This window comes from Laspinema sp. D2d (genome assembly GCF_025370755.1).
Taxonomy (GTDB): Bacteria; Cyanobacteriota; Cyanobacteriia; order Cyanobacteriales; family Laspinemataceae; genus Laspinema.
The window spans coordinates 1-26,212 of record NZ_JAMXFC010000039.1 but is presented as its reverse complement, the minus strand read 5'-3'; the positions used below and the strand labels follow the sequence as shown (position 1 = coordinate 26,212).

21 protein-coding genes are annotated in these 26,212 nt (G+C 48.1%); 12 read left to right on the top strand and 9 right to left on the bottom strand.

Annotated features, from left to right (window positions below):
• Positions 1-146: 146 nt before the first annotated feature.
• On the top strand, positions 147-2,747 hold the full coding sequence (locus tag NG796_RS21630; RefSeq protein ID WP_261209183.1) for a peptidoglycan DD-metalloendopeptidase family protein: 2,601 nt from the start codon (positions 147-149) through the stop codon (positions 2,745-2,747).
• Positions 2,748-3,078: 331 nt separating this feature from the next.
• Here NG796_RS21630 and NG796_RS21625 read toward each other — a convergent pair whose 3' ends face one another.
• Together NG796_RS21625 and NG796_RS21620 are read right to left on the bottom strand one after the other, a co-directional pair.
• The gene (locus NG796_RS21625; RefSeq protein ID WP_261209181.1) at positions 3,079-3,372 is read right to left on the bottom strand and encodes a DUF3593 domain-containing protein; all 294 of its coding nucleotides are present in this window, start codon (positions 3,370-3,372) and stop codon (positions 3,079-3,081) included.
• Positions 3,373-3,525: 153 nt separating this feature from the next.
• A complete protein-coding gene (locus NG796_RS21620; protein ID WP_261209179.1) occupies positions 3,526-3,900 on the bottom strand; it encodes a DUF2499 domain-containing protein in 375 nt (124 codons plus the stop codon).
• A 293-nt stretch (positions 3,901-4,193) separates the two neighbouring features.
• Between NG796_RS21620 and csaB the strand changes: the two genes are divergently transcribed.
• The 5 genes from csaB to NG796_RS21595 all read left to right on the top strand — a co-directional run bounded on the left by csaB (position 4,194) and on the right by NG796_RS21595 (position 10,243).
• Positions 4,194-5,258 (top strand): polysaccharide pyruvyl transferase CsaB, encoded by a 1,065-nt coding sequence (csaB, locus tag NG796_RS21615; protein ID WP_261209177.1) that lies wholly within the window; start codon positions 4,194-4,196, stop codon positions 5,256-5,258.
• 284 nt (positions 5,259-5,542) lie between these two features.
• On the top strand, positions 5,543-6,193 hold the full coding sequence (trmB, locus tag NG796_RS21610) for a tRNA (guanosine(46)-N7)-methyltransferase TrmB (protein ID WP_261209176.1): 651 nt from the start codon (positions 5,543-5,545) through the stop codon (positions 6,191-6,193).
• A gap of 91 nt (positions 6,194-6,284) precedes the next feature.
• A complete protein-coding gene (locus tag NG796_RS21605; protein WP_261209175.1) occupies positions 6,285-7,706 on the top strand; it encodes an NCS2 family permease in 1,422 nt (473 codons plus the stop codon).
• A gap of 507 nt (positions 7,707-8,213) precedes the next feature.
• A complete protein-coding gene (locus NG796_RS21600) occupies positions 8,214-9,089 on the top strand; it encodes a DUF2382 domain-containing protein (protein WP_261209174.1) in 876 nt (291 codons plus the stop codon).
• Positions 9,090-9,310: 221 nt separating this feature from the next.
• Positions 9,311-10,243 carry a YsnF/AvaK domain-containing protein gene (locus NG796_RS21595; protein WP_261209173.1) on the top strand — a complete coding sequence of 311 codons (933 nt, stop codon included), beginning with the start codon at positions 9,311-9,313 and terminating at the stop codon, positions 10,241-10,243.
• Between the two features lie 85 nt (positions 10,244-10,328).
• Here the strand turns inward: NG796_RS21595 and NG796_RS21590 are convergent, their stop codons facing one another.
• Positions 10,329-13,139, bottom strand: a complete 2,811-nt coding sequence (locus NG796_RS21590; protein ID WP_261209172.1) for a response regulator — start codon at positions 13,137-13,139, stop codon at positions 10,329-10,331.
• A 1,288-nt stretch (positions 13,140-14,427) separates the two neighbouring features.
• Here NG796_RS21590 and atpC point away from each other — a divergent pair.
• On the top strand, positions 14,428-14,910 hold the full coding sequence (atpC, locus tag NG796_RS21585; RefSeq protein WP_261209171.1) for an ATP synthase F1 subunit epsilon: 483 nt from the start codon (positions 14,428-14,430) through the stop codon (positions 14,908-14,910).
• A gap of 21 nt (positions 14,911-14,931) precedes the next feature.
• Here the strand turns inward: atpC and NG796_RS21580 are convergent, their stop codons facing one another.
• On the bottom strand, positions 14,932-15,141 hold the full coding sequence (locus NG796_RS21580) for an MBL fold metallo-hydrolase (RefSeq protein WP_261209170.1): 210 nt from the start codon (positions 15,139-15,141) through the stop codon (positions 14,932-14,934).
• Positions 15,142-15,457: 316 nt separating this feature from the next.
• On the opposite strand from NG796_RS21580, the gene NG796_RS21575 reads away from it, so the two are divergent.
• The gene (locus NG796_RS21575; RefSeq protein WP_261209169.1) at positions 15,458-16,558 is read left to right on the top strand and encodes an iron-containing redox enzyme family protein; all 1,101 of its coding nucleotides are present in this window, start codon (positions 15,458-15,460) and stop codon (positions 16,556-16,558) included.
• Positions 16,559-16,607: 49 nt separating this feature from the next.
• Here the strand turns inward: NG796_RS21575 and NG796_RS21570 are convergent, their stop codons facing one another.
• On the bottom strand, positions 16,608-17,327 hold the full coding sequence (locus tag NG796_RS21570) for an SAM-dependent methyltransferase (RefSeq protein ID WP_261209168.1): 720 nt from the start codon (positions 17,325-17,327) through the stop codon (positions 16,608-16,610).
• 356 nt (positions 17,328-17,683) lie between these two features.
• Here NG796_RS21570 and NG796_RS21565 point away from each other — a divergent pair, with 356 nt between their 5' ends.
• Complete coding sequence (locus NG796_RS21565) at positions 17,684-17,809, top strand: hypothetical protein (RefSeq protein WP_261209167.1); 126 nt, start codon at positions 17,684-17,686, stop codon at positions 17,807-17,809.
• A gap of 156 nt (positions 17,810-17,965) precedes the next feature.
• Complete coding sequence (locus NG796_RS21560) at positions 17,966-18,091, top strand: hypothetical protein (RefSeq protein WP_261209166.1); 126 nt, start codon at positions 17,966-17,968, stop codon at positions 18,089-18,091.
• A 110-nt stretch (positions 18,092-18,201) separates the two neighbouring features.
• Here the strand turns inward: NG796_RS21560 and NG796_RS21555 are convergent, their stop codons facing one another.
• The 4 genes from NG796_RS21555 to NG796_RS21540 form a co-directional block, all read right to left on the bottom strand.
• Positions 18,202-19,167: a DMT family transporter gene (locus tag NG796_RS21555; protein ID WP_261209165.1), complete on the bottom strand. Its 966-nt coding sequence runs from the start codon at positions 19,165-19,167 to the stop codon at positions 18,202-18,204.
• A gap of 261 nt (positions 19,168-19,428) precedes the next feature.
• Entirely contained in the window at positions 19,429-21,459 is a 2,031-nt protein-coding gene (gene ligA / locus NG796_RS21550; RefSeq protein WP_261209164.1) for an NAD-dependent DNA ligase LigA, read from the bottom strand.
• Positions 21,460-21,544: 85 nt separating this feature from the next.
• A complete protein-coding gene (locus NG796_RS21545) occupies positions 21,545-22,234 on the bottom strand; it encodes an ABC transporter ATP-binding protein (RefSeq protein ID WP_261209163.1) in 690 nt (229 codons plus the stop codon).
• Between the two features lie 2 nt (positions 22,235-22,236).
• A complete protein-coding gene (locus NG796_RS21540; protein WP_261209162.1) occupies positions 22,237-23,394 on the bottom strand; it encodes an ABC transporter permease in 1,158 nt (385 codons plus the stop codon).
• Positions 23,395-23,672: 278 nt separating this feature from the next.
• On the opposite strand from NG796_RS21540, the gene ribBA reads away from it, so the two are divergent.
• Together ribBA and NG796_RS21530 are read left to right on the top strand one after the other, a co-directional pair.
• Positions 23,673-25,370 carry a bifunctional 3,4-dihydroxy-2-butanone-4-phosphate synthase/GTP cyclohydrolase II gene (gene ribBA / locus NG796_RS21535; protein WP_261209161.1) on the top strand — a complete coding sequence of 566 codons (1,698 nt, stop codon included), beginning with the start codon at positions 23,673-23,675 and terminating at the stop codon, positions 25,368-25,370.
• Between the two features lie 306 nt (positions 25,371-25,676).
• Positions 25,677-26,153, top strand: coding sequence for a DUF4118 domain-containing protein (locus NG796_RS21530; RefSeq protein ID WP_261209160.1), 477 nt, complete (start codon positions 25,677-25,679; stop codon positions 26,151-26,153).
• Positions 26,154-26,212: the final 59 nt, after the last annotated feature.

The window sequence follows — 26,212 nt, the reverse complement described above, 5'->3', positions numbered from 1 at the left end:
AACAGAAAATCAGGGTAATCTTGCCTAAGTAACATTCTGTTGTCAGTGACTTCGGTCTCTCAGTGATGTGATCTGCATCATAGACTGGTGGTAAATTCATTGACTTATAAAGACAGTTAAGCACTGGTCGTTAGGAGGTCGTTTTTTTGAAACGAGCATTTCCGCAGAAGGTAAAACCTGTTCCCTCCTGTGCCGCCGATAGCAATCGGACGGTAGCAGAGATTAGACAGGTACTCGCTGGCCCCCGTAAGGTTCGTACCTCGGCAGCCATGATTGGACTTGCAATTTCGATGGGGGCGTCTAGCATATTGCTGCCTCAACAAGGCGAAGGTGCTGGAGCATCAGAGCCACCGATCGCAGCAGATACCTCTGCTACCGATCCCGGTTCTTGGTCCACACTGGAGGCAGAAGCAGCCTCAACAGATGAGGCCGGAACCCAGATAGCAGAACAAACTACTGTAGATCCGTCTGCTGTAGAACCCCAAGTTCAGGAAGAAGCAACTCCCTGGACCCTAACTGAACAGGGTCCGGTACCCTCACAGATGGCCTCTAATCCAGGCGATCGCGGCCAAGCCGAAGGAACCGGGGAAGTCAACTTAACCCTTCCATACCCACAGGAATTGGCTCGCGAAGGGAACCCTGCTGGCGCAAGTTTTAGCTGGCAAATAGACGAAATTCGCTCTGATTCCGGGGTTTCCAGCGCAGGAGTGGTTCAATCCGATGAACCCACCCTGGATCCAAGTCTGGCGGAGTGGTGGGGTGAGGAGTCGGTCAGTTCAGTCGTTGAATCATCCCTGGGAATGTCTCAGGAGTCGGACGGCCCCGGGCCGGAAATGGCTCCATCTGGATTAGTTCCCCAGGTTGAAGGTCAAGAGTCCACGGAAGGGACCGTTGTAAACTCCCTCTCCTTGGAGGGTAGAACAAGCGAACCCTTACTCGGTGGCATAAGGCCCGAGGGGGAAGCTACCCCGTCCCAGGTCAATTCCCAACGAACTTCCCCAGGTTGGCAATCCTACTTGGAAGAAAATTCCACCGGGAACGCACAGGAAATTTCCCAACCGGCTACAGCGGAAGTGAACGCCGGTGAGACCTCGGGATTCGTTCCCTTAGTGACCCCCGAACAGGAAACCCGTCAGGAAGAAGCTTTACAGCCTGAGTTATCGAGCTTCCCGGAAAGCGAAAATGACGACCCCACGGCGTTAAACCTGGCTGAACCGGATATGAATGGGGCGATCGCGATTCCTGCGGTAGAAAGCGCATCAGCGACGCGCATCTACCAAGTCAGTTTCGGAGATACCCTCGATGCGATCGCCCTCCGGAATGGCGTATCGGCAGAAAAAATCGCTGAAGCGAATAGCCTCAACGATCCAGACTTACTCGAAGTCAATCAGACCATTAAAATTCCGTTGAGTTCAACGGAATCGGGACCTAACTCCATCGCCGGGGACCTGAGTCACCTAAACCGCGAGGAAGCAAGGGATCTGTCCGCATCAGCAAAAAGTGATGTCGTTGCCTTACCTAAATCAGTCACAACAGACACCACCTTTGCACTGATTGCCCCAAATAAACCATCAGAAGCGATCGCCTCGATTCCGGAAACCGCCGTCTCAGTGATTGAGCGAACTCCGGAAAGCGCATCAGACTTGATGACTGGCGATCGCTCAGTCAGCGAAGAGATGCGATCGGCAAGCAGCACCGCAACCCTCATCGCTCAAGCGGCTCCCTCCGTGGAAACGGAAGCCAATGAAAGTGACCATATTGATGGGTTAAGGGCTGACATTCTCAAACTGCGGCAAAAGTATCGGGAACAAGAAGCCCTCGGTCAACACTCCCAAATTGAGGCAGTAGAGACAACTTCTCAACCCCAAGACGAGACCTCCGTCGCTGAAAACTCTCCTAGAGTTGAACCGCAACTTTCTGCCCAGGCGGATGAAGGCAGCTCGTTCACTGAGTCCATACAGGCTCATGGGATAGAACCGGAGCTACTCGAAACCCGTTACGTCGATAGTTTACGAGCGGAAATCGAAAAACTTCGCGAAAAATACAAAACTGAAAACCTCAGTTTAGAAGCCAGCGGGGAATCCGTTCCAGCGACCCTTCCGAATACCTTGGCTGTTCGGACCACTTCCACTGCCCCCGCTGGGCCATCAGAACGGATCAATCCCCAGTTCAACCCACAGCCCAACGAAACCTTAGAAAACGCCCCCAGAGCACAGGAAAGCCAAAGAGAAGAGATCCTCGCGGTAGCGCCCGTTGGATCGGAAACCTATGCACCCCTGATGCAACCTGCTGTGGGACAGATAGTCTCTCCGGAGTTGCCCCCGTTAAAAGCTCCAGATACCTATCTTCCCGACAGTCAGCCTACCTTTAATGGCTTTATTTGGCCTGCTCATGGCGTGTTCACTTCTGGTTATGGCTGGCGCTGGGGTCGGATGCACAAGGGAATCGATATCGCCGGACCCACCGGCACCCCGATTTATGCCGCCGCCACTGGTGTAGTTATCACTGCGGGGTGGAACTCCGGTGGTTATGGAAATCTGGTTGAGATCGAGCATCCTGATGGCAGTGTTACCTTATACGCCCACAATCACCGGATTATGGTGCAAGAAGGACAGCAAGTCGAACAAGGTCAACAAGTTGCTGAAATGGGAAGCACCGGCTTCAGCACTGGACCCCACCTGCACTTTGAAATCCATGCCTCTGGACAAGGTGCGGTCAATCCAATGGCACTACTGCCACCAGAATAAATTACCCATCTATTCTGATCGAGGGGGTTTCGGAATTATATCCGACTTCCCCCTCTTGATTTAGCCCGTATTATGGCGGGCTTTTTTATTGGGGGATGGGGGAGATGGGGAGGATGGGGAGGATGGGGAGGATGGGGGAGATGGGGAGGATGGGGAGGATGGGGAGGATGGGGAGGATGGGGGAGAAAAAACGACTGAAGTCGGGACGTTGAACATCTCCCCTATCTCCCCTACCCTCCCTATCTCCCCTATCTCCCCTATCTCCCCTATCCCCCCTATCTCCCCTATCTCCCCTATCTCCCCTATCTCCCCCATCTCCCCTATCTCCCCATCAACCCTCCTCACCCGATCGCTGAAGTGCCTGCCGGAATCCCAATACGATTAAAATATTAGAGAGGGTCAAAAAGACTTCTGCTCCTCCATGCAAAAGATCCACATTTGCTAAGGACTGGTGATAGACTTTGAGGGCGTAAATCCCCGTGGGAATGGTGACAGCAACAAAGACTAAAGTGCCGTAAAACCCAATCAATGCTAACCGGGGCATTTTCCCCGATCGCGTGATAAACCATAAAAATCCCAGATAAGGAAATAGGGAAACTGCAAACAACGTATCTTTAGAAATCATCGGTTTATCTTAAAAACTTCTGGATTTTATCTACAAAATTTGGAGGAGTGCGTTAACTTTGCCCGGGTTTATCCTGTTATTTTTTCCGCATCATCTCCCCCATCTTCCCCATCCTCCCTATCTCCCCCATCCTCCCTATCTCCCGCATCCTCCTTATCTCCCGTCTCTTGATGGAGATCCGATCGCCGGTTCTTGACTCTCCTCCATTACCGTAGAATTCTTCGATTTGTCGTGAAGTTTTGTCGATCGCCAAATCCACCAAGCTGCTAGACAGAGGGTACAGTTTCCTACTACCGTCATGGTGGCTTGTAGGGTTACTAACCAGTCTAAGGAGGTGGGATTATCAAAATAGTGCCAGGTACAAGCACACATCGCCCCCACCAATGCCGGAAGCATGGCAAAGGATAATCCTCGCCAATAGCGATCGCCCGTTAGTTCGCCATAGCGCCAAATCAGCCAAATGGCGGCGATCCACTCAATGACGCTGGAAATGTGAATCATCCAGGTGGGAAGAGACAGGGCGTGCATGAATTTAATCGGTAAAAAATAGACAACACAAGAGGCGCTTATACCAATCCAGGGGTTAAAAATCGATTTTCTGTATGAGCCTGCATAGGCAGGCTTTGTCCCTATAACCCCACCTTTGAGGGTGTGGGTTTTGAAAGACCTACTCCAACCGGATTCCGTATTAGCCTTTGTTGTGTTTTATTTTAACCTGATCGGGGAGGACTCCAACCTCTTGACAAGGGTGATGGGTTAATCCTGTTATGAGGGAAGTGCAAAATATTTAATCCATTGCTGAGTTTGACAGGAGAAAGATTGTGGGGCCAATTCGGGCGGTCTGTTGTGGATATTATGGAAAAGGGAATGCTGGGGATGAGGCGCTGTTAGCCTCGTTATTGCAGATGCTGCCGGAAGGGGTCACCCCAGTGGTACTCTCGGGCAATCCCCCCCAGACTCGCGATCGCTATCAAGTCTCTGCCTGTAATCGAATGTCAGTAGTTTCTGTCGGGCAACTGCTGCGGCAGTCAGATGTGTTTATTTGGGGGGGAGGCAGCTTGATCCAAGATGTCACCAGCGCAGTTAGCCCCTTGTATTATGCCGGGTTGATGGGATTGGCGCAGGGACTGGGATTAAAAACGATCGCCTGGGGACAAGGGGTAGGTCCTTTACAACGCCCCTTCACCCGCCAGATTGCAAAACAGACGTTTTCTCGATGCACTCGGGTGAGTGTGCGCGATCGCGGTTCGGCTGCTTTACTCGCCGAATGGCAGATTCCCTTTACAATGGCACCAGATCCGGTTTGGGCGTTAGAGGGGAAACCTGTTCCCGGGTTATGGGATTTACCCGCCCCTCGGGTTGCGGTAAACTTGCGATCGCATCCTCTGTTAACTCCTGCCCGATTAGACACTCTCACCCGTGCCTTAATTTCCTTTCAAAAAGCTACTAATACTTGTCTGTTATTGGTTCCCTTTCAAGCGTCTCAAGATTTGCCGATCGCTCAATCGATTCAAGCCCAACTTCCCGGACCCAATCATCTATTTATGATTGAAGACCCCCGGGAACTTAAAGGACTCTTTCGCGGGGTTGACATGACTATCGGAATGCGATTTCACAGTTTAATTATGGCGGCTGCGGAAGGATGTCGCTGTTTCGCGATTAGTTATGATCCGAAAGTGACTCAACTCATGACTGAGTTAGAACTCCCAGGCTGGGAATTAACGGACATCCCCGAAGACCCTAATATCATTAGTAAACTTTGGATAGAACACTATGCCAATGGTGAGCCACTTTCTGATATTTCCATTCAAGCCATTGTCGATCGTGCCTTGATTCATGAAGAACTCTTGCATACTTTCTTTGCCAATTTTTTCACCAGACCCTAATGAATTTTTATCAAATAAAAACCCCGGGAGTAAAACGGGATTTCTAGCCCTAATTTAGGGTAGATTACTCCCAATTTTTTACAGAAACCCAGTTTTTAATTGAAATCTACCCGGTCCTAAATCAAGTCTGACTTTTTGCAAACGGAAGCAAAATGGGATAAAATTAGATATCTTGCAAAAATCTGGATTGATCCCTACAACTCTCTTTTTTAAGGGGGCTTTAAAGAACTTTGCCAGAGGTTTATTATACTCCCCATTGCCTAATTTTCTAGGAGGTCTTTAGATTGGTTCGAGTACGAGTTCGACAGCACGTTAATCCCCTCAGTTATGCCTATCAAACCCCGATTGAACCCCCAAACTGGGCAGAAATCTATACCAATCCAGCCCTACCTTTGCATTTAGATATTGGCTGTGCTTGGGGGCGTTTTTTATTACAAATGGCGGCCACGGAACCCGATTGGAATTTTCTGGGAGTTGAAATTCGCGAGTCTTTAGTAGAAACGGCACTCGCTGAACGAGATGAACAAGAATTAAGCAATCTACACTTTATTTTTTGTAATATCAATCATGCCTTTGCGCCCTTGATTGAGAGCTTACCTCCTGGGATTTTGCATCGAGTTTCAATTCAATTTCCCGACCCTTGGTTTAAAAAGCGCCATCAAAAACGGCGGGTGGTCCAACCGGAATTAGTGGCAAATGTGGCAAAGTATCTTGTCCCGGGAGGAATGGTTTTTCTGCAATCGGATGTTCATGATGTGGCGGTAGAAATGCGCGATCGCTTTGCGGAACATCCCAGTTTTGAACAGCAAGGGGACGGGGAATGGCTACCGGAAAATCCGCTGCCAGTGGCGACGGAACGAGAACAGTCCACCTTAGATAAAAATGAGCCGGTTTACCGGGTTGTCTTCCTTAAAAAAAGGGAAATTCCTGGATAAAGCGGGTAAAAGTATGGGGAATTGCAGTATCGGATCGGGTGGTCCTTTAAACTGGAGGCTGATTTTCTTTTTTTGAGGGAGACTAGAGAAGATGAATCCAGACGATCGCCCAAATCCGATTCCTCCCAATGGGAATCAGAATTTCCGACTTGCGATTGCCCAATTTTTCAAATTTCGGGAAAATCACACAAATTTTCGCACGGAAATTATTGCTGGGATGACTACGTTTATGACGATGGCTTATATCTTAGCCGTGAATCCAGCAATTTTATCCAATGCGATATTTTTAGAGAGTCCCGGGGATTTATTTGGGGAGTTAGTCATTGCCACCGCACTCTCGTCAGCGATCGCCACTTTAGTGATGGCAGTGACATCTAACTATCCCTTTGCCCTCGCCCCAGGGATGGGATTAAATGCCTTTTTTGCCTTCTCCGTTGTCATGGGTTTAGGCATTGAGTGGCGGGTTGCCCTAGCTGCTATTTTTATTGAAGGGATATTGTTTATTCTCCTCACGTTTTCCAAGGTGCGGAACCAAATTATTAAAGCGATTCCAGAATGCCTGAAACACGCGACTGCTGCTGGCATTGGCTTTTTTTTAGCTTATGTTGCCCTGTCTGGAGATCCGGCAACGGGAGGGGCAGGAATTATTGTAGCCAACCCAGTGACAATTACGGGATTGGGTAATTTGAGGGAACCGGCAACATTAGTGGCGATCGCCGGAATTGTAATCACCAGTGCAGCAGTGGCGCGTCGAATTACTGGGGCACTGTTGTGGGGGATTCTGGCAACGGCACTCCTGGGCTGGATTTTGGGCATTGTACCGCCTCCCCAGGGCATTGCGGCATTTCCCACGTTTCCCACCCATTTATTCGGACAGGCGATCGCCGGTTTGGCAGGCATTGGCAGAAGTAATCTCTGGGATTTTATCGCGGTTACCTTTGTCTTTTTGTTTGTGGATTTGTTTGATACGATTGGGACTTTGGCGGGGGTGGGGGTCCAGGCGGGATACATTCGAGAAAATGGTGAACTGCCTCGGGCGACAGAAGCTTTGATGGCAGATGCGATCGGGACGACGGCAGGGGCGATTCTGGGCACTTCTACGGTGACGACTTATATTGAGTCGGCGGCGGGAGTGGCGGAAGGGGGGCGCACCGGGTTTACCGGGGCGATCGCCGCGTTGTTATTTGTCTTATCTATCTTTTTTATTCCGTTGTTACAAGCTGTACCCGGGTTTGCCACAGCACCCGCTTTAGTGATTGTGGGGGTATTGATGGCGGGGAATGTGAGGCGGATTCGCTGGGATGACCCCGCCGAATCGATTCCTTCATTTTTAACGATTTTGGTGATGCCGTTGAGCTTTTCCATCGCGGAAGGGTTAGCAGTCGAGGCGATCGCTTATCCGCTGATCAAGATGTTTCAAGGAAAAGCGCGAGAAACGGTTCTCACCCAATGGATTCTAGCCGGTATTTTTGTCTTGCGCTTTGTTTATATGGCAGTGACTCCCTCTCTGTAGATATCCCCTGCCTAAAAAAGGGCATGGTATATGAGTGGATCAAAAACGAAGTCTATGGATTAATGTAAAAAAATAGTTCTTCTTCTGCTCCCCCTTCCTTTGCCAGGATGGGGGTTGGGGGGTTAGGTTAGTAGGGGTAATCGAACAAACCGGATAGGATTCACTCACCCTGAGTAACCCGTTGTTACTTTGTGTTAATGTCTTTAGAGATAGAATTTTTTTCTAAATGTATCTAAAGATACCTCATCGGATAGATGCAATATATCACTGTCTTACCCGTAGTTACGCGCTGGAATCCAGTCTACTGAGCGATCGCCAGGGAAAGCGGTTAAATCTTGACTTTAGCTAAGTAAATTAACTCAATATTACTTTTTTTTATTCTGTTTAAAATTCAATCTTAAATCGTTCAAAAGTTGAAGGTGTAGATCTCCCCGGAGGTAGAGGGTGTTTGGGAATAATTCTATTTAAAATGAAGGGGTACACAGGAATGAAGGATACATTTTTATCATGGCTTTAGTCAAAATTCACGATTTTTATCCCAACTATCGAGACGAAATTTTTGGTGGCACAGATATCAAAGGAATGGATATCTATGCGGGTACAACCGATGAAAAAATCGGTTCAGTTCACGATATTCTATTAGATGAAACGGGCCGTTTCCGTTACTTAGTGGTTGATACTGGGTTCTGGATCTTCGGTAAAAAAGTGCTGCTTCCCATTGGGTCAGCTCGAATTGATTACGATGCCGGACGGATTTATGCGATCGGCTTAGTGGACAAAAATCAAGCCGAACAGTTGCCCGAATATGACGAACTGCAACCCATCGATTACGAGTATGAAGAGCGGGTCCGCGATGTCTACCGCGATCGCACGGCGGTAACCGGCGCAGCAGCTACACCAGCTGTCTCCAAGGCAGCAACTACTGATCGTGACACCTACAATTACGATCAAGAACCTCATCTTTACGACCGCAACGATACCGATCACCAGAATATCAAACTGTACGAAGAACGTTTGATTGCTAACAAGAACCGTTACAAAGCTGGAGAAGTTGCGATCGGTAAACGGGTAGAAACTGAAGTCGCTCGCGCGGCGGTTCCTGTAGAGAAAGAGCGGATTGTTATTGAACGCACCAGTGCCGGAATGAGCGATGCCCAACCCGTTGCTCCAGGAACGGTGAGTTTCCAAGAAGGCGAAGTCGCACGCGCCGAAGTGTACGAAGAAACGGCTGATATCCATAAAGAAGCCTTTGTCCGCGAAAATGTCGAAATCCATAAGGAAGTGGAACGCGACATGGTAGAAGCTCAAGAAACCCTGCGTCGGGAAGAATTGCAAGTGGATACCGACGGTAAACCCGTGGTAGAACGACGCCCCCGGAAGTAATAGCTTCTAGCTTCTGGATCTCACAATAACCGGGCGCGGGTAACCTCTCGGCCCGACCCCCGAAACTGGGGAATCGGGCCGGAAATTACTCCGAAAGATGCCTAAACTAACCTGAGTCAAAAGCTGATCACACCACGGCTTTTGGCTCAGGTAGAATGACTTAAAATGGTTTTAAAATTTCGTCCAAATTTTTCAAATAACCCTAAAGGAATAATCAAGTTATGAATGATCAAGTAAGGGGGAGCGAGGATACCCTTGGGTATGGTCAAACTGAGAGGGAACTTCCAGCGCGCTTGGATAACCTCAAGAGTCAACTGATTGATTTTACAGTGCGAGATTCCGAAGGACAACCCTTGGGGCGAGTGATAGATTTAACGGTAGAACCGGATAATCAACTCAACTTAATTGTGTCTCTAGTAGACGATCGCCCCGGTCGGTTGGTGAAGGTGAGGAGCGATTTGATTGAAAAAATAGAATATGGGACAAATACCGTTTTTGTCTTACTGACGAGAGACCACTTGGCCGCCCTACCGGAATATCAAACCCCAGTCTACCGAACTGCAATTGATGCATCAGAATTACCGGGAGAGTGGGTAGAGCCGGTTCCCACCCCGGCGAGTCCAGACTTGATCGCCATTGAGGAGCGATCGCATCAAATCGACTCACAAAGCTCCTTGGCTGACTTCAAGCAAATCCGCAAAGAAGTAATTGCCAGTAACATTCCCTTGCGCGAAGAACGATTAGTGCTCAATCGCCACAAGCGCAAAGTCGGTGAGGTGGTTGTCCGGAAAGAAATTGAAACCCGGATGATTGAAGTCCCCATCCGTCGCGAAAAATTAATTGTTGAGCAAGTCAGTCCCGAGTATAAAAAACTCACGGAAATTATTTTAGGAGAGGGAGACGGTTATCGGATCCTATCCGATGAAGCGCCGGGAATCACGCCTACGGCGTCGGGCATCTCACAAGAGCCAGGAACTCATCGAGTCAGCGGAGAATTTCACTCCCCGGAAATTGCGGCCCGAATTTTAGAAGAAATTTCCAAGCGACATCCGAACGGTTGTGCAACAGTGCGAATTGAACTCGTAGTGGAAGAGGAACGGTTTCGCAATACCTATCAGTCTTGGTTCGATCGCTATTCTACGCCGCAATCTTGAATTCCCCAGAGTTAAGGATACGGGCCTAAAAACGGGTGGAGGTGTGAACCTCCACCCGTTTTTGCGGCTGGAATTGGGGGAGGGATTAACCTGATGCGCTATAATCGGCCATCGGTTCCCCGTGATGATTATAGGCAATGATGCGATCGCGACCGGCAGATTTAGCTTGATAGAGCGCTTGATCCGCACAGCGATACAAGGTATCCACCGTTTGACCATCGTCGGGATACTGCGCCACCCCGCCACTAAAGGTCAGGTGTAGACGCTCTTCCCCAATCAAAAAGGGTTCCGCATGGAGCACTTGGAGTAACTCACTTAGGCGTTGCGCCCCGGACTCCTTATTCATGCCATACATTCCCACTACAAATTCTTCCCCACCCCAACGAGCAACAATATCCTCACTCCGAAAGGTACGAAGTAAGAGCTTACCAAATTGCCGGAGCACGGCGTCTCCCATTGCATGACCGTGGATATCATTGACTTGCTTAAAGCGATCAAGGTCTACCATCGCCAGACATAAGGTTTGTCCATGCAGTTGACACAGGTGCAGAAACTTGTCGAATTCGGTGATGGATTTGCGCCGGTTTGCAACCCCAGTAAGCGGATCAGTTTCCGCCATATTTCGCAGTAACTGAATGCGTTCAAGACGGTTGAGGATGCGGGTGACCAGTTCTGGACCGACGATGGGTTTACTAATATAATCATCGGCACCGGCAGCAAACACTTGATGGACGATATCTGGACCTGTATGGGCGGTCAAAAATAAGACCGGCAGACTGTTCCATCGCGGGTCGTTGCGCACAACCTGACAGAGTTCAATTCCATTGAGGTGGGGTAATTCTACATCGAGAATTAGCAGATCCGGGGAGGACACTTCTAGGGTTTCCCAGAAGCGCTCGACGTTAGAGAGGGCAATGGTTTTCATGCCCCAAGGTTCCAGAAAATGTTTCACCAGGGAGAGAATTTGCGGGTCATCATCCACCACCATGATTTTAGCTTCCGTGGTCTGCACGCCTTGCAACACTTGCAACACCGCTTCCATGATTTGAGCGGGTCTCACAGGTTTTTGTAAGAAAGCACGGCCCCCGAGTCGAGCGACTTCTAATCGGTCCTCTACCCGACTTTGGTCGGTAACAACCAGAACCGGGAGGGGTGGGAACCCATTGGCGAGTTCCGAGAGTAAGGATAATCCTTCTTCTTTAATATTGGGGTTGATGGTGAGGGGATCTTCTGCCGATAAATCTAATAAGACGGCATCGGGACGGCGATCGGCGATCGCAGTTCGGGCAGAGGCGATCGAGTCACTATTGACCACCTTGATTCCCCACCCTTTGACCTCAACTCCAATCTGTTGGCACAGTTCTTGGTCCCCCTCAATCATCAGGAGCACGGGGCGATCGTTGAGGGGACTTCCCCGGCGGCGATCGCTCTCGATGGGGGCCTGGTCAATCTGCGATCGTAGGGCCTGTACTAATTTCGTGAGATCCCCAGATTGGGTAGAATTCAGGGTGGGACTCTGCAACAACTGTTCCACTTCCCGCGCAATCACTGAACCTTGAGTTAACCCAAAGGTGCCTAAAGACCCCGCCAATTTGTGCGCTTCCTGTTTTGCCTGGGCGTGCAATTCTGGGGGTAATTCGCCATATTGTAGGGCCTGACTGGCCTGTTCGATCGCCGTTACTCGGTCCGCAATCCTGTCCTTGAACCGTTCCCAGACTTTACCAATGGCCGCCACAATAGTGGGGTCCTGTTTCGCCGTAGTTTGGGGGTCTGATAAGTTCAGATTCAGGAGTTTAGCCACTTCACGGGCGAGTTCCTCCCCATCTAGCGGGTGATAGAGAAAGGCACTGACCCGATCTAGGGTTTCCCATTGTTGTTGTGCCGTTGAGCTATTCCGGCTTTCTTTGGGTTTTCGACCTTTGCCCAAGGGGGCGACGGGGTAGGGTTCTAGCCCTTTTATCCCGCAATAAATCACCGGAAAGGGGGGGGCGGATTGCCCTTTGTTAGTGATCGGGTTGAGCAGTTCTGCTGGGGAGGGATGGCGCAAATGTTGATCTAAAATAACCAAGGACCATTGGCGATCGCTCAGTTCGGTTCGGGTATCTTCTCCCGTATGGGTGACCCGCACCACCGCATTTCCCAAGCGCTGTTGCAACCAAAACCCCAACTCGTCCGGCAATCCTGCCATCAGGATCCGAGGCGGTTGTACCCATTTTTCCTCACTCAGGGGTTTGAGTCGATACCCCAACCCATAGACGGTTTCGATCGCATCAGTGGGGGCACCGCTGGATTTAAGTTTTTGCCGTAACCCTTTGATATGGGCTCTAATCGTATCTTCTGAGGGGGGTTCATCAAAAGCCCATAAATGATCCAGAATTGCACTGCGACTATAAACCCGGGTGCTGTTTCTCATGAACAGTTCCAGCAGACGATATTCCGTTGGGGTCAAGGTTACGGGTTGAGTGTTATAGGTAACGTCACAGTTACTCGGATTCAGTTGTAACGGTCCCCACTCTAACACCGGGGGTAAAGGCGCAGTTCCCCGACGTAATAAAGCCCGCATTCGGGCGGTAAGTTCAGGTAATTCAAAGGGTTTGACGAGATAATCATCGGCCCCGGCATCGAGTCCTCTAACTTTATCTTCTATACTATCTTTCGCCGTGAGCAATAGGATGGGCATTTGATAGCCAGAACTGCGTAACTTCCGGCATAAACTAATTCCATCTAGTTTCGGTAGCATGACATCCAGCAACAGCAGGTCATAGTCACAGGCTTCCGCTAATTCTAAGCCTAGTATCCCATCCGTCGCTACATCTACTACATGGTTTTGGTGTTTCAATGTAGTGACGAGTGCTTGGGCGATCGGTTCGTCATCCTCCACCAGTAAAATTCTCATAGTAATTTATTGTAAGGGTATGAATTAGACTCCTAATGAGTCAGCGAGTTAAAAAAGCATCTATTGTTAATCCGGCGGTTCTTTTTAGCAATTTTGAATAAAAATTTGCGGTCACTGAACCCGCCTCCCCAAGAGGTCTCAGAAGAAAATCTCTGGACTGTTCAAGCTGCGGTGAAAATAGAACGCACCGTTAAGTTGAGGGCTTACGATTGTTCCAGACCGTTCAAACCTGGGGCTATTCTTAAGATTTATCTGAGACCCTCTACTCCATTCCTTGCACTCCTCCAGAAAAATTACCTATGGTTCAATTGTAAACTAAAGTCACCTCAATTCGAGAAATTACGGGGATAAAATCTATCCCCACTATCAGTATATTTTCTAGGGTAAAAGAGAACCAACCGCCAATTTAAAGGAGAACTACGGATATATTTTTAACGAGGATTTCGGAAAAATTTGGCCTTGATCCTCCCTCCCGTGAGAGTTGATCCTTTGGCCCTCTGGCGATCGCCTACTTTCCCGTAGAGAGTCACGAATACCAAGGGCTGAAATTCCTCCGTATTCATCAGATGTATGAATAATTGTTAACTTTCTAACTCTATTTTGAAGGCTTTACTTTCCATTCCAAATAGAGACCGACATAAATTATCCGGGTCCAGAGTTCAGGGGGAAACCCACCGCCGGTTACCCATTCTGACCTTATCCCTTAAATTTAGACGGGCTATCTCGTATTTTTTTATCACACAATCCACTCAAGTTATGTTAAAAAATTTAACAAAATTTGCCGCCTAATCTAACGGGGAAAAAAACCGAGAGCGATCGCTCCCTTAATAACCGGCTATATTTCATCCTATCATATCTCCGTGCTCGTACCCAGACGGCTCCCGGGATTTTACCTAGGATTCAGGTCACCTATGAAAGGAGAACTCTTCAGGGATCTCACCTAGAGCCTAGTTTGGATCCATCGAAATCCAGAGCATCATCGAGACAGGGGTAGGAGTCTCCAGGGGTGGACCCCAAGGGACCCCTAGGGACAATCAACCCAGTTCTTGGTCCATCCATGCCATCAAGACTCAACCCCTATCCCCTGATTCCCGTCAAGTCCCCAGGAGTGAGGCAAAGGGTGGGATGTAATCAGAGAACAGGGGTGAATTCCTCTACAGTCTATCTCAGAGGAAATGCGGTAGCCGATTGGAGTATCCTAACCGAACAGAAAAGCGTTATAATATCGCCGTTGACATCCGAGAACGTTTAAATCATCTGCTCATCAATATAATACCCTCCAACTCCTATGATTTTGAACGTTTATGTCATCACTCCCTCAAAAACCGTCTGGAATACTCCCAGTTCCGAGGTGATTTTGCCCACAACTACCGGACAAGTCGGGATTTTATGTGGTCATGTGGCGATGGTTACCTTTATTGAAGTCGGAGTCATGAAAATCCGCTATCAAAAGACTTGGATTCCAATTTTTGTAAAGGCAGGATTGGCACAAATTGAAGGAGATATTGTGACCGTTTTAGTGAACGATGCTGAACGAGGCGATCGCATTGACTTAGAGATTGCTCACGCCGACTTGGAAAAAGCACAGGAACAGTTAACTCAGTCCCAAAATTCCCGAGAAAAAATCCGCGCCCAACTTTTTCTAAAACAAGCCCGTGCCCGGGATACTGCCGCCCGCGAATTCCCGCGTTCTTTACAACTGAATATCCCCGATCCGATTGTTTCAAAAAATTCAGCAGTTTCCGCTTTAACAATGATTGAACATTTATAAAAGCTTTCAAGAATTTAGGATTTATAGCTCTGTAAAAACCCCCACCCGTGCATAGTGGGGCACTTGGGGATAAAGCCCGCCTGCGTAAACGGTTATCCCGGTCCAATGCTCTATCAATGTCTGATTACCCCCCACATGATCCGAGTGCTGGTGGGTATTGAAAATTGCCGTTAACTCAGCACCGAGGGCCTTGAGTTGCCTGAACAGTGGATCCGCTACTGCCGGATCCACTGTTAGTTGCAGTCGTTGTCGGATTAGCTTTGGGTCCTCTTTTGGCAGCTTTGGTCCGCGCCAGTTATAGAAGTAACGAACCGAGAATTATCGGGGTTGGGGCTTAAGTTAATCCCACTTTCCATAAACGTTGCTACCTTTACTCACAAGTTGAAAAGGGTAGAGACGGTAGCGATCAAATCTCTATCAATGGAAGGGTGTATGTGGCTGACTGGTTCGGTATCGTGAAATGAAGTAGCCATAATCCTCAGCAATCTGGAACGGTTTGCTGTTTGGGTAGGCAGCACAATAATTAGAATTAGCATAATTTGATTCCATGCCAAACACGATAGAGATACTTCCTTTTTCACACTCGCCGAGTCTTTCCAAAAAGCAATCCTTACTCCCAAATTATGAAGCAGCCGAGGGGCAATTTGTCAATTTGCTAGAAGTCGAGGATTTAGATAAAATGGTGGCGACAAAACCGTCACTTGTCAGCGATTTTGAAAGCGCGATCGCCGATGCAATTCAATCCGCTTACCAACAGGAACCGGGGGATGAGGCCGCTCACCGCTTCTTGCAGCGCGTGCTTTACCGCATCAACCGCCTCAACTTGTTTTGGTACGACGATTTACAGCGCTACAACAACGAACGATCGCACTATTTGCGTTCTGTGCGCGATCGCATTGAGGAACCTTGGCAGCAGTGGGAAATCGCGCAAATCGACGTTGCAGCGCTGCAAAAATTGCCCGATGTCAAGCAAGCGCTGCGCGATCGCGCCGCCGCCGATGTCGATCCTCCGCTAAGTGAGCTTGATTGCTATTTGCGCGAACAGATGACAGCAGCCGGATACAGACACTTGCTGGCGATCGCCTCTTTCGATGGTTTAGTTGAAGCCAGCCGCCTTTCTCGCATCCTCGGCGGCGCTGGCAACGAAATTCAGTGCACCCTTACCCGAGTGCTGATCGAAGAATACGGCGGCGGCCGCCTCCCCCGCAAGCACTCGACCTTTTTTGCTCAAATGCTGGCTGAATTCGATATGAGTACGGAACCGGAAGCGTACTTCGATTTAGTGCCTTGGCAAGTGTTCTGCGGCATTAATCACAACTTTCTGCTTACCGAACGCAAGCGCCATTTTCTGCGCTACAACGGTGGACTCACTTATTTTGAGGTGGCGGGCCCTGTCGCTTACCGCAATTATCTAGCTGCCGCCCAGCGTCTGGGCCTCTCCCAGGCTGCGATGGGTTATTGGGAACTGCACATCAAAGAAGATGAGCGTCACGGTCGCTGGATGTTGGATGAAGTGGCGATCCCGCTGGTTGATAGATACCCGCAGGAGGCGTGGGAGCTGGTGTTGGGGTACGATCAGGAGAAGTCGATCGGCGATCGGGCTGCGGCTGCTGTAGTGCGATCGATCCAAGCCACAGAACAGAATTAACCGCTATATCCTAGGGTGGGTCAGAGACTGACGCACCCTAGGATATAGCTTAAAATGCTGTCATTAACTTAATTAGCTCCCTCGACAAATCTCTTTGCGCTTTGTGGTGCTTCTTAAACAAAACTCCACCCAGCAGATAGATATTTTCCGAATAAAAAGCCATTCCCTGTTTTCGGAGAGTGGCGATCGCGCTTTTTACCTTGGGTTCCGAGCTATAATAGCCAAAATTTAAAGGTGTAATTTCAAAATTTGCAACCGAGTAGCCTCGATTCAATGCATAATCAATCAAACCCACCGGATTAGAATAGCTAGAAACCATCAGCAAAACTTCGTCGCAGCCGAGAGATAAAAGTTTTTTAGCAATTGCACAACCATCATTCCCACCGTGCAACAGCGGCTGGTAAATTTTATCATCCACCGCTGGCAAATAAGGCGGATTTGAGATGACACAATCCGCCGACTCGTATAAAGGCGAATCAAAAAAAGAACAATTGTTGACGGTGTATCGTTCGCTCAGTTCATATTCCTTAATTTGAGACTGAGCAATTTTCCAGGCTACTTTATTTAGCTCAAATCCCTGTATTGTCCCGTCAAAATCCGTTCTCAGCAAAGATTTAATAACTGGACTTCCCTCTCCTGAACCTAACTCTACGATAAGTCGAAAATTATCGCTGGCATTTAACACTAAACTTTCCAAGCAGTGCGCGTAAAAATCCGATTCTTCCGGGCAGTGGAATACCTGTTTTAAGGCATGGGATAAAGTGAGCATAAATCCTATATTAAAGTTGACTATTTTAAAAGTATCTAATCATTAATATTACCGCCCTCTACCCCAAGAGCTATTTTATCAAATTGTGAACTTTCTATTCCTGTTTTACAGACTGCAATCTAGTAACTATTACTGCGGGCATATAATAAATTTAACTAGATTAATCCGATTGATAGATTGCAATTAAAGCGATTGCTGTTGAGATACTACCTCAGCAACCAATTGTAAATTTAAATAGTGTCAGATATAACCTTTTTTAATTCTTCAGTTCCGCTTCTGCAACGCCAACCGATTAATTCAGCACCCGTTGCCACCCCAGATTCTGAGGTACAGTAGTTTCCTGGCAACTTGATCCGGTGGTCGGGGTCGGGGATAATGTAAATGCCCGATCGCAACCGAGTTTAGAAAGTGAGGCGATCGCTACCCTAACTAACGAAGGGGTGCAGCTTGATCACAGTCGTCAACTCCCCGAGACCTTTTAACGTGCCTTAGATAAATTTTTTGAGTGGATCCTGCTTTATCGGGGCTCCACATTTGAATAACGTGATCATCATTAATTCCGTTGGGTTTGGCCCTGGTTGATTCTCCAAACTGCCAGACCTAACAGTTATCGAGTTGATTCGTTCGCCAGCAGAACTATGACAATCATGAGGAAATTGCGGCGGCGGTTAATGCCCACAGACGCGATCGCAAAACTCTCCGCAAATTTGACCGTAGCCCTCAGACGAGTGCGGCGGCTGCCTTATACCAATTCCCTAAAATAAAGCTACACATCACGTTTGATGCTCCCGAATTGAGCTGTGAGCCAGCCCCGTATCTGTAGTTAAGATTGAGGGAATTGGTATAAAAAGTCGTTTTTTTCTGTAAGCGGGCTTCATCCAGATTTTTGTGAGAATTGCCCCGATTTTGTAGGGGAATGAGGGCGTTTTCCCAGGGCGATCGCCACTGATCCAGTAACGACTAACATTGCGCCAATTACGGCTAAAACCGTTAATTGTTCTGGGGCGATCGGCAGAGGAATTCCCAGGGAAATTACCCAGACTGAGAATAACGTTATAATGGGTGCTGTGGCTAAAATGGCACTAACTTTAGAAGCATCCCAATGGGCTAAAGATTCAGCAAAAGCGCCGTAGGCTACGACGGTATTTAACCCACAGAAAATCAACATTCCCCATTCTAAGGGAGTTAGGGTTAACAGTTGGCTAGGACTGGAAAAAGGCAAGAATAAGATAGCACAAATTCCATATAACAACAGCATGATATTAGAAGAAGATAACTGTTGTAAGAGTTGTTTTTGTGCTAGGGCATAAACAGCCCAAGCGGCTGCGGCAATCACCAGAATGATATTGCCGATTAAATAAGTGCGAGGTGCGGCCAGGACCGTTTGTAATTGTTCATGAAAAAATACTACAAAGCCTAGGGTTAAAATGCCCAATCCGGCCCATTGACGCAGGGTATAGCGTTCTTTGAAAATGGCGATCGCTCCTAATCCCATTAACACCGGCGCTAACTGAATAAAGACTTGAGCATTGGCGGGAGAAGTTTGCGCCAATCCTTGTAAATACAGTCCATAATTGACGGCCAAAAAGCCTGTGGCGATCGCCAGTAATTTCCACGATGTTCCTCGCAGTTTTTCCAGGGAAGGAAGTTGCTGGCGCATCCCTAAAACGGCGACTAAGATTCCAAATGACAAGGAAAACCGAAACCAAGTCACGGTATAAACATCAAGGGCTTGAAGGGTTACCTTAAGGGCGATCGGTAGCACTCCCCATAAGATGACCGTCACCAGGCACAGACCCAACCCCAACCGCCACCGCCCGGAACTTTCGTGAAGTTTCATGGGAGATTTAGTTGGCAGAGGAGTAGGTTGATTTTCTAAACTCATTATGTTGATTTAAAAAGAAGAAAAAGTTGTCACTCTTCTATTATGCAACATTTCCCATAATACTAAATTCGGTAGTAATAGGTTTGTAAAAACCCACCCCCTTTAGGGTGCGGCTATACGGACGAAGCCTGCCTACCCAGGCTACTCTATATTTCTAAAGCCCCCCTTTTTAAGGGGGGTTGGGGGGATCTCTCCTAGAAGATTCTATTTTTTGAACTACCCCAATAACTCCAGAAACTCAGCTTCAGAGAGTTGTTTAATGCCTAACTCTTGGGCTTTTTTGAACTTAGACCCGGCATCTTCCCCGAGGAGTAAGTAATCAGTTTTTGCACTCACTGACCCGGTGACTTTCCCTCCAGCATTTTGAATTAAATCTTTAGCTTCATCGCGTTTGAGAGTGGGCAGCGTTCCCGTAATCACAAAGGTTTTTCCGGCAAAAATAGCAGGGGATTGATTCCCCATTTTTTCCGCAACGGGAGTGGCAGCAAATTGTAAACCAGCGGCTTTGAGACGGTCAATTAAGGTTTGATTAGCCGGGACTCGGAACCAGTCGGCGACTGAATTAGCAATTTCTGCACCAATCCCATAAACGCTTTCAATTTGGGCAGCGGATGCGGCAGCTAATTGGTCAACCGTGGGGAATTTTTCCGTTAATAATTGGGCATTCACACTGCCAACATGACGAATGCCTAATCCATAGAGGACGCGGGACCAAGGTTTTTGGGTGGATTGCGCGATCGCCTCGACTAATTTTTGGGCGGATTTTTTGCCAAATCGTTCTAATTGAGATAACGTTTCTACATCTAACTCGTAAAGTTCTGCGACAGAATTAACTAATTGGCGATCGACGAATTGCTGAACAAGTTTTTCTCCTAATCCGTTAATATCTAAGGCATCGCGACTCCCCCAATGAATGAGAGCACCGCGCAAAATTGCGGGACAAGACAAATTGATACAGCGGGTGACAGCTTCCGTGGCGGGTTTAACTACAGGTTGTCCGCATTCGGGACAGTGAGTCGGCATTTGGAAACGTTGAGCACCTTGGCGGCGTAATTCGGGCAGAATCCGGACGACTTCTGGGATGATTTCTCCGGCTTTTCTGACGATCGCAGTATCGCCAATATGCAAATCTAATTCAGCAAGGCGATCGCTATTATGTAAGGAGGCACGCGAGACGGTGGTTCCCGCTAATTGGACTGGGGTTAATTCTGCCACAGGAGTTAAAGCCCCCGTTCGTCCGACTTGCACTGTAACGGCTTCAATTTGCGTCGGGGCTTCTTCTGCGGGATATTTGAGGGCGATCGCCCATCGGGGGAATTTTTGAGTGAATCCCAGTTGTTTTTGCAGGGGGATAGGATTAATTTTTACCACCACCCCATCAGTCATATAAGGCAAATCTTTCCGCCTGATATCCCACTCATTATAATAGGATTCAACGGCTTCTAAGGATTGACATAAAGTGCGGTTGGGGTTGACTTTAAACCCCATTTCTTGTAAGAGTTCCAAGGATTGCCATTGAGTATGGGCAACAACATCATCATCCACCCCTGGAATCTGCAAGGTATAAGCAAAAAAATCTAATCGCCGTTGCGCAACAATCCGGGAATCCAATTGTCTCAAAGTCCCGGCTGCCGCATTCCGGGGATTGGCAAATTCTGCTTCTCCCGATTGTGTTCTTTCTTGATTAATTTTAGCAAAGACTTCTAATCCTAAAAAGGCTTCGCCGCGCACTTCAACTAACGGTGGTGGGTTTTCTAAAGTTAACCGCAAGGGAATCGCCCGAATGGTTCTAACATTTTGGGTAATTTCTTCCCCTTCTATGCCATCCCCTCGGGTTGCACCTCGGACTAATAAGCCATTTTCATAAGTTAAGGCTAAGGCTGACCCATCAATTTTTAATTCGGCAACATATTCAAAGTTAGAAGTAGAAACAATCCGTTGCCAGCGGTCCTGCCATTGGGAAAATTCCTGAAGATTAAAAGCATTTTCTAAGCTGTAAAGGGGAATGTTATGGCGGACGGTTTGGAATTGGGTAGCGGGTTTTTCTCCTACGCGCTGGGTGGGACTGTCGGGGGTGATGAATTGGGGATTTTCTTCTTCGAGTTGTTGCAATTCTCGATAGAGGCGATCGTAAACGCTATCCTCCATGATGGGATTGTCTAAGACATAGTAGGCATAGCTGGCTTTTTGGATTTGTTGGCGGAGTTGTTCGATTCTCTGTTGCAGTTCTAGGGTGGGTTCTGGCATGGGTTTTGTAGGATTGATTGTTTTTGATTAGGAGGGGGAGATAACGAAAGCAAATCGTTATTACAACCCGCTTGATTTTTGAGGGTTATTCTCTTGCTGTTAGATGTCCATCTTCCATTTTAAGGATGCGATCGGCATAGTGTTCGATGCGGGGGTCATGGGTGACGATCGCCACGGCTTTTTGATGGGTTTTGGCAACGTTACTTAATAGTTGGATCACCGATTGTCCCGTGTGATAGTCTAGGCTGCCGGTGGGTTCATCAGCTAAGAGTAAGGGGGGGTCGTTGGCGAGGGCACGGGCGATCGCTACCCGTTGTTTTTCCCCGCCACTTAAGGCAGGGGGAAAGAAATTAGCCCGATGGGCGATGTTTAATTCTTCTAATAAAGTTTTAGCCCGTTGATGGGCGGCTATTCCCGATTTTCCGGCTAAATTTAAAATCAGTTTGACGTTTTCTAGGACGGTTAGAAAATTGAGGAGGCGGAAGGTTTGAAAGATAAATCCAATGTTTTTTAATCTAAAGTCTGTCAGTTCAGTTTGGGGGAGACCCGTGACTTCGCAATCCAGAATTTTTATCCTGCCTTCTGTGGGTTTACCCATACAGCCTAACAAGGAGAGGAGGGTAGTTTTGCCACTGCCATTAGGGCCGCTAATCATGACGAGTTCTCCAGCGTTTAACTCTAGGCTGACATTTTCAACGGCTTGGACTAAGTTCAGATTTTTTTGCCCATACATTTTGTACAAATGTTCAGCTTTTAAGATAGAATAAGGCGACATAATTAAGCTCTAAATACTTCTGCGGGATAGATATTTTTTAAGGTTCTAATCGGGGCTAAAGTCCCGATCGCTCCCAGAATCAAGCAAGCGACTAATACTCCAGCCGCATCCTGCCAGGTAAAGACTAATAATATAGAAGGAATCACTTCACTCAGCAAGGGGGCGAAGGTAATATCCACAATTAGTCCCAGGGAAAAGCCCAATAATGCGGCTAACATGGATTGTTTTAAAACCAGGGTTCCCAAGAAATTTTGAGATGCACCGACGGCTTTTAACATGGCATAGTCTTCCCGTTTTTCGAGGACCGAAGTGTACATCATCAGGACAATCACCGTTCCTCCAGTAATTGCTCCAAATAAGACGATGGTCCAGAGAATGGGCAAGACGCCAATTTCCATTTCTTCTACATTATTTTCGGCAAATTCAGCTTTAGGAATAAAGACTAAATCCGGAAATTGTTCTTCTAAGCGGGAGATGATTTTTGGGGAATCGGAGTCCAAATTGAGGAGGAAAAAGCTGCGGACATTTCGTAAGCCTAGTAACCGAGGAACTTCATCAATACGAGTAAAGGCAAATTGGCCGACAATTAAGTTAGTACCTCGGCTAATTCCAACGATTTTAAAAGGATACCCTTGCAGGAAAAGAGAATCCCCAAGCTTAAGGTTATGGGTGGCCGTAAACGCTCGGTCTAAAATAATTTCTTGGGGTTTGAGATTGGAGGTTCCTGAACTGATTTCCGGTGCGCCGATTTGACTTTCGGTGTCAAATCCGAAGATGTATAAAGTCACTGTTTTATCGGGAAATTCAGCAGGGGCTATGGTCCGCAGCAGACTATCCACGCTTTTAACCCCCTCTACTTGGCTGAGGGAATTACCAAGGGTTTCCGGTAAAAAAGAAGAGGTCTTAATTAAGTTTCGGGTGTTACGTTGACTGACCCAAACCTCAGCTTGGGTATGTAACACATAACTTTTTGAGCCAAATTTTACTCCTTGGTAAACCCCGAGTAAAAAGAGCATCAGCATGACACTAAAAGCAATCCCCAGAACGGCGATCGCAAAGCGTCCTTTCGCTTCCCAAATCATTCGCAGGGCAACGGGAACCATAATTGAGTATCCTATCCAATCGATGAAGTGTTCTTGTTCACCCGTGAAGGCTATCATAGCGCGATCGCCCCAAAATCTGACTCCCTTCCCCTGTAACCACCCTTAGCCCTCGTTATTAACTCCGGACAGTCAGTCTGATCCGACCCCAACCCTCCGCGATCGCCCCCAAATTCCGCGATTGACAGAACTTCAAAATCATGCCTTGACCCTAAATCGCCGCAAACCATTCCGGTTTACTCTAAATCCGTCCAAAATTTCCGGTCGGGAAACGGGCTACAATAAACTTAGCTTGCCTAAATCAAAACAACATTACATTTACGCGAAAGATTTTATCTGTGGAATTGCCAGAAAACGCCGCAAAACAATCGTTTGAGTTTGACTCAATAGAGGAGGCCCTCGCTGAAATTGCAGCAGGCCGGTCCATTATCGTGGTCGATGATGAAAACCGAGAAAATGAAGGGGATCTGATCTGTGCGGCTCAGTTTGTAACACCGGAAATCGTAAATTTTATGGCGGTGCATGGTCGAGGGTTGATTTGTCTAGCGATGACCGGCGATCGCCTGGATCAGCTTGACCTCCCCTTAATGGTAACCACCAACACTGACACCAATCAAACCGCCTTCACCGTCAGTATTGATGCCTCTCCTCAGCAAGGAGTCACCACGGGCATTTCTGCCGAGGACCGCGCCCGAACCATCCAGGTTGCCATTAATCCCAACACCAAACCCAAGGATTTGCGCCGTCCCGGTCATATTTTTCCCTTGCGGGCCCGGTCTGGGGGGGTCCTGAAACGGGCAGGCCATACGGAAGCTGCCGTAGACTTGAGTGAACTCGCGGGACTCTATCCGGCTGGGGTAATCTGCGAAATTCAGAATCCCGATGGCTCAATGGCACGATTGCCCGAACTAATCGAATATGCGGCCAAATATAACCTGAAAATGATCAGCATTGCTGATTTAATCGCCTATCGCCTCCAACATGAGCGATTTGTGATTCGGGAAACCGTGGCGGCATTACCCACGGAATTCGGCCAGTTCCAGATCTACGCCTATCGCAATACCCTGGACAATACAGACCATGTGGCGATCGTCAAGGGAGACCCGGCCAATTTTACCGATAAAGCCGTCATGGTCCGGGTCCATTCGGAATGCTTAACTGGGGATGCCCTCGGGTCCCTACGCTGTGACTGCCGAATGCAACTCCAAGCCGCCCTGAAAATGATTGAAAATGCCGGAGAGGGGGTGGTCGTCTACCTGCGTCAGGAAGGCCGGGGAATTGGCCTGATTAATAAACTCAAAGCCTATTCTCTGCAAGATATGGGCTTGGATACCGTGGAAGCCAATGAGCGTTTAGGCTTTCCGGCGGACTTGCGCAATTATGGGGTAGGGGCGCAAATTCTCAATGATTTGGGGGTGAGCAAAATCCGCCTGATTACCAATAATCCGCGCAAAATTGCGGGATTAAAGGGATATGGCTTAGAAATGGTCGATCGCGTTCCCCTGCTGATTGAGTCCAATCCGTTTAATTGCACCTATTTGGCAACCAAGGCGGAAAAATTAGGGCATATGCTCTTACAAACCTATTTGGTCACCGTAGCAATCCATTGGCAAGAACCGGATCTGGAAGAGGCCCCTCCCGCCCAGGTCCAAGCCCGGTATGAACATTTAGAAAAAATTCGCGAACTGGCCGATGAGCACCATCTGGTTCTCCAAGAAGAAAAACGCCCCGTCACCGTGGCCTTATTTGGCAAACCCCAGTTAACTTTTCACCTGGGATTTGACCAAGCGCATTTAGCGACAACGGATTGGTTTACCCATGCTGAACATCCTTATGTTCAGGCGACCTTTAGGATTCTCGATCGCCTGATTCTCTGGGCGGATATTGATCAACTCCAGTTCCTGGTCTCCACCGGCGTCGATCCCCTGACCAATCTGGGGGTGCAACTACAACGCCAGTCTTTCCCCTTGAGCAAAATGCCTTCGGAACTGTGCGATCGCTTACATCCTCAAGTGATCTATTGCTTTAAGGGGTAAAGGTAAAAGTAGGGGAATTAGAGCAGAGAAATCGAGGGGGATTTTATAAGACAAATGGAACAGAGATTAAGTAGCTGTTGCTACAACTAGGGGGATAACCCTCCTCAAATTTCTGGGGTGGATTAAACGCCTTTCAAAATTCTCCTCGTCCCCCTTGATCAACACCGGAGGGGAAGGTCTTGATAGGTCAGATCAACCGCCGATTAAGAATTGAGAAAGATTTGGGTAAAAATGCAGGCTTTTCTTGTTACTTTAAAACTATAAGTTTGTGAGCAAGCTTCCTTTATCCTAATGTAAAGAGTCTCAATGGTGCGACCCATCCCCCGATCGCCGGTGTTCTCCTATAGCGCGGCTGTCTTAGCTGTTGTCATTGCCTTACTCCTGACCCTTGCGTTCAAACCCCTCCTGGCTTCAACCCTGTTTGTATTCTTTTTTCTAGCCGTAACGGGGATGACTTGGTATGGGGGAATGGGTCCGGGACTGGTGACCACGGTACTCTCGGTGTTAGCCCTCGACTATTTTTTAGTCGTTCCGGTCCATAGTTTAACCGTGTTCAGTGGACCTAGCCTGTTGCGAATGGGGTTGTTTGTCCTAGCAACCCTCGTGATCGCCAAGCTGAACGCCAACCTCCATCAGACAAAGCGGCAGTTAGAAATCAGCTTGAATCAGCTTCAGCAGAGTGAGGAACGCTATCGTCGGATTGTGGAAACCGCCTCAGAAGGCATCTGGATTTTGGATGAGGCAGGGCGAACCCGCTATGTGAATCACTGGAGTTTAGACTAAGCCAGTGACACGAAAGCAATAAAGAGGGGAGCCCGACTTGCATCTAGGCTCCCCTTGGC

Excerpts from the sequence above, each read along its gene's own strand:
- NG796_RS21545 (WP_261209163.1), bottom strand. The coding sequence starts at position 22,234 with ATGTCGCCTTATTCTATCTTAAAAGCTGAACATTTGTACAAAATGTAT.
- atpC (WP_261209171.1), top strand. The coding sequence starts at position 14,428 with ATGATTTTGAACGTTTATGTCATCACTCCCTCAAAAACCGTCTGGAAT.
- NG796_RS21600 (WP_261209174.1), top strand. The coding sequence starts at position 8,214 with ATGGCTTTAGTCAAAATTCACGATTTTTATCCCAACTATCGAGACGAA.
- NG796_RS21530 (WP_261209160.1), top strand. The coding sequence starts at position 25,677 with ATGGTGCGACCCATCCCCCGATCGCCGGTGTTCTCCTATAGCGCGGCT.
- ligA (WP_261209164.1), bottom strand. The coding sequence starts at position 21,459 with ATGCCAGAACCCACCCTAGAACTGCAACAGAGAATCGAACAACTCCGC.
- NG796_RS21555 (WP_261209165.1), bottom strand. The coding sequence starts at position 19,167 with ATGAAACTTCACGAAAGTTCCGGGCGGTGGCGGTTGGGGTTGGGTCTG.
- NG796_RS21625 (WP_261209181.1), bottom strand. The coding sequence starts at position 3,372 with ATGATTTCTAAAGATACGTTGTTTGCAGTTTCCCTATTTCCTTATCTG.
- NG796_RS21590 (WP_261209172.1), bottom strand. The coding sequence starts at position 13,139 with ATGAGAATTTTACTGGTGGAGGATGACGAACCGATCGCCCAAGCACTC.
- NG796_RS21570 (WP_261209168.1), bottom strand. The coding sequence starts at position 17,327 with ATGCTCACTTTATCCCATGCCTTAAAACAGGTATTCCACTGCCCGGAA.
- NG796_RS21540 (WP_261209162.1), bottom strand. The coding sequence starts at position 23,394 with ATGATAGCCTTCACGGGTGAACAAGAACACTTCATCGATTGGATAGGA.
- NG796_RS21560 (WP_261209166.1), top strand. The coding sequence starts at position 17,966 with ATGACAATCATGAGGAAATTGCGGCGGCGGTTAATGCCCACAGACGCG.
- NG796_RS21620 (WP_261209179.1), bottom strand. The coding sequence starts at position 3,900 with ATGCACGCCCTGTCTCTTCCCACCTGGATGATTCACATTTCCAGCGTC.
- NG796_RS21575 (WP_261209169.1), top strand. The coding sequence starts at position 15,458 with ATGCCAAACACGATAGAGATACTTCCTTTTTCACACTCGCCGAGTCTT.
- NG796_RS21595 (WP_261209173.1), top strand. The coding sequence starts at position 9,311 with ATGAATGATCAAGTAAGGGGGAGCGAGGATACCCTTGGGTATGGTCAA.
- NG796_RS21605 (WP_261209175.1), top strand. The coding sequence starts at position 6,285 with ATGAATCCAGACGATCGCCCAAATCCGATTCCTCCCAATGGGAATCAG.